We start from the raw sequence: 3,397 nt of genomic DNA, 5'->3' as shown, positions 1-3,397 counted from the left end.
TGATTTTTTTCTTTATAGTAGGCACGGCTCTTGATAAACTTATCCGCAAATTAAAACGAAAGCGAATTTCACGGCCGGTCGATTAAGCTAACGGATACCGATAGTTAAACGGAACAAGGAGCAGTTTGCCCGCGGCAGCTGCTCCTTGTTTTATTGGTGCGTGCCGTTCGACTGACAGATAGCTACGATCATGATGAGTCAGAACAGGGCTAATCAGGGAATGACAGGAAGAAGAGGTATGGTTCAGGAGAAGCATGCTCCTCCGCATGCAGCGGTTCATGTGTTCGTCATGTTTCGCGTTACGGGCTTGGGTGAAGGAGGGTATCCCCATGCGTGAGAGCAGCAAGCAACCTTTTCCCGACTCGTTCGTCTATTAGGGAAACGAGCGTAAGAGGTGATGACAATGAGTCGGCGATTGCCGCAATTTTTTACAGCAGTAGCGTTGCTCCTTCTCATATGTGCATGCGGATCTGATAAGTCGGGAGAGAGCGGGGAAACGGAGGAAACTATTCATCCGGTAGTTACCGAGAAGATGGCTGAGCCGAAGCTGAAGCACAAATTCGATGGGTTTGAGATGAAACTGAACATCGACAAAACTGATTTTAAAATCGGGGAGCCGATCGAATTATCCGCTTCGCTCAACTATATAGGGGAAGAGGATGCCATCACGGTATGGGGTCCGAGATCCAAGGTCATCTTTACGTTGACGGATGGCAAGGAGTTCGATATGGAAGGAGCGAGCACGATGGATTTGGTGCCGCTTGAGATCGCTCAAGGAGAAACGCTGGAGTTCCCGTTCTCAAAGAGCGGCGGTTACGATTCGGATGACCCGGATGCGGAATTTTGGAAGAAGTTTTATGCTGAGAAAGAACTGCTGCTTCCGGCCGGTACCTAACTAATTAGCGCTCTCTGCAACTTCTCTCTGACGGAAGAAGTAGTGGACAGCCATTATCCTGGTGAAGTGTATACGACGATTACCGTAACTGAGTAGTGTGAGAGTTTGAACCTTAAAGAAGCAGGTCTTTCTTTACGTCATCTAGAAAGAATTTGATAGTTTAAATGAATATACGGAAATGCGTTCAACTACCATGAAAGAACGGATTAACTTTCATGCTCTGTCATGCAGCATAAGAGATGCATGGATGGCTAACGGGTATGATAGTTCTATGACGGCAGCGGCGAACCAGTCCTTGATTCCGTTACTTAGATAGCATGGAATATGAGAACACAACGCCGAATAAGAAAAATATGCTGGTCAATTCTTGCTTATTTACAGTAAAGGATGCGAACACTAAATTTCGACGAACATCTTTTTCTTCTGAACTAATTACTGGCGGAGGTGTGTTGTGAAAAACAAATTTATATTTTTGCTTGTAAGTATTGTTTGTTTGTTTTACTTATCGTCCTGTTCAAATAATTCTTTTCAATCATCCGAAATCGCTGAGGGCTTCCCAATTCCTGATAGATCTAAATTGATTAGTTCCGATAAGACATCGGAGCAGTACAAACTTACGAGTGTAACTGAAGAGGAGGGCTTACCTGATAGTTATCGTACGGAGATTGAGAAAAGTGGTTGGAAAGAAGTAGATAGATTGGGTGCAAAATATGTCTTCGAAAAAAATGGAAGGGAAATAAGTTTAATTATTATTACAGGAAAAATTGAATTAGAAATACTTCAGTAATTTAAAATGAAATAACTGATACTTTCTAACAATCCTTCGATAGTTCAATTAACCGCCTTTTTAGTGGGCGGTTTTCTTTTGGTCGAAAACACTAAGATTAAACATGCCTAGATTAAACGTAATTGACTTCATTACGCTAACGGGTACGATAGTTGAACACCGAAAGGGCTGCCGCATGGTAGCCCTTCGCTACTTAACGGGCATTTTTGTGTAGAGAAATCAATGGTTTTTACCTAAAAATACCCGAAATGTAGTAATATGAATGTTATAAAATGTGAGGTGATACTGTTTGTACGCTGTCGAGTTCTTCTTTGAAGAAAGCTTCGAACAATATGTTAAGGGTATTTGGAAGGGATTGCATGATGAAAAAATAACATCAAATATGTATGAGATTTCCGAAATAAGACCTCATATTACTGTGGCGGTCTACAATGATATCCCTGATCTGGAAATGTATTTTACTCGCTTCAACTCATTTTTTAAAGATGTATCAGAACTTGAAATAAAGTTTGATGTGCTTGCTTCTTTCCCGACTTCAGGGACATTATTTATAGATCCAACTGTAACGGAAGGCTTAATTAAATTGCATAAACAGTTTCATAAGGAATTCGAAGATTTACTTGAGTTTGCAAACCAATATTATATTCCTAATAATTGGGACCCCCATTGTACTGTCGCAATAAGGCTTAACTCAGAACTGATGATTGAGGCGATGAAATATTGTTATCAAGACTTTACCCCTCACAAAAGTAAAATTGTAGAGGTGGGTTTAGTAAAACTGGGTTTTAAATCAAATAAATGCATTAGCAGTCCCACCATTATGTCAAATGTATTTAAAGCATTGAGCTAACAGGTACGATAGTGGGGTGGAGTGCCGCGGCAGCTGCTCCACTTTTTTTCATTGAAGAAACGGGCAGGATTGTTGCAACACGTTGAATAGCTTTATGAAAATCACAGGCGGAAAGGATGTGGGTGATATGTACGCCGTAGTTGCGCACTTTGATCCAGAGACTGAGTTTTATATTAAAACCATATGGAAAGAACTTTGTGAAAAATCTATATCAAAATATGCGGAAGAAGTCCCTGATCGTAGACCACATATTACCCTAGCCGATTATACCGAAATTGATGAAGCATTCATCAGTACTTTTGAAAAATACTATCGTTCTAAAGCAAAAATACATGTTGTTTTTAGCACACTCGGAACGTTTATTAATACTGGTGCCTTATTGTTAACTCCAACACCTGCTAAAGAACTGTTTGAATTGCACAATAATCATCATAAAAACTTCAACACGTATTCAAATCCGCAATCGTTGTACTTACCCAATCAATGGATTCCTCATTGCACATTAGCAAATAGGTTAAGTCCAAACAAGCTTGCAGAGGCATTTAATTTTTGTAATAGTCGTATGAATACTATGCATTCTGAGATAGTTGAGGTATCAATAATTAAAGTTGTATATCATAACAATAAGGCAATTAGCGTCCCTGCTATTTCAAAAGCATCATTAAAATAAATGTTTTCAGCGCCACAGGGGTGTTGAGCTCCCTCAGAGAATAAGGTTTTTCTCACGAATGCTCGCTCATTCACAGGATTTCACATGCATGTTTAAATAGGAGTTTAAAGGATTACATGAGATGGGCTAAGCAGTTCCGTTTGAGGGCATGCGGGAATAGAAGGTGCTGGTCTGATTACAACATCTTCCATATAA

General features: G+C 40.1%; 4 protein-coding genes. All 4 read left to right on the top strand.

What is annotated here, in order from left to right; all coding sequences use genetic code 11:
- The first annotated feature begins 403 nt into the window (after positions 1-403).
- The 4 genes from DFP97_RS30110 (at position 404) to DFP97_RS30095 (ending at position 3,202) form a co-directional block, all read left to right on the top strand.
- Entirely contained in the window at positions 404-895 is a 492-nt protein-coding gene (locus tag DFP97_RS30110; protein ID WP_114384336.1) for a hypothetical protein, read from the top strand.
- A 451-nt stretch (positions 896-1,346) separates the two neighbouring features.
- Positions 1,347-1,682 carry a hypothetical protein gene (locus DFP97_RS30105; RefSeq protein ID WP_114384335.1) on the top strand — a complete coding sequence of 112 codons (336 nt, stop codon included), beginning with the start codon at positions 1,347-1,349 and terminating at the stop codon, positions 1,680-1,682.
- Positions 1,683-1,971: 289 nt separating this feature from the next.
- Entirely contained in the window at positions 1,972-2,532 is a 561-nt protein-coding gene (locus DFP97_RS30100; protein ID WP_114384334.1) for a 2'-5' RNA ligase family protein, read from the top strand.
- Positions 2,533-2,614: 82 nt separating this feature from the next.
- Positions 2,615-3,202: a 2'-5' RNA ligase family protein gene (locus DFP97_RS30095; RefSeq protein ID WP_245976659.1), complete on the top strand. Its 588-nt coding sequence runs from the start codon at positions 2,615-2,617 to the stop codon at positions 3,200-3,202.
- Positions 3,203-3,397 lie beyond the last annotated feature (195 nt).

Origin of the sequence: Paenibacillus prosopidis (genome assembly GCF_003337375.1) — a bacterium.
Taxonomy (GTDB): domain Bacteria; phylum Bacillota; class Bacilli; order Paenibacillales; family Paenibacillaceae; genus Pristimantibacillus; species Pristimantibacillus prosopidis.
The sequence above is the reverse complement of the archived record's forward strand: the minus strand, read 5'-3'. Positions and strand labels throughout refer to the sequence as shown.

Excerpts from the sequence above, each read along its gene's own strand:
- DFP97_RS30110 (WP_114384336.1), top strand. The coding sequence starts at position 404 with ATGAGTCGGCGATTGCCGCAATTTTTTACAGCAGTAGCGTTGCTCCTT.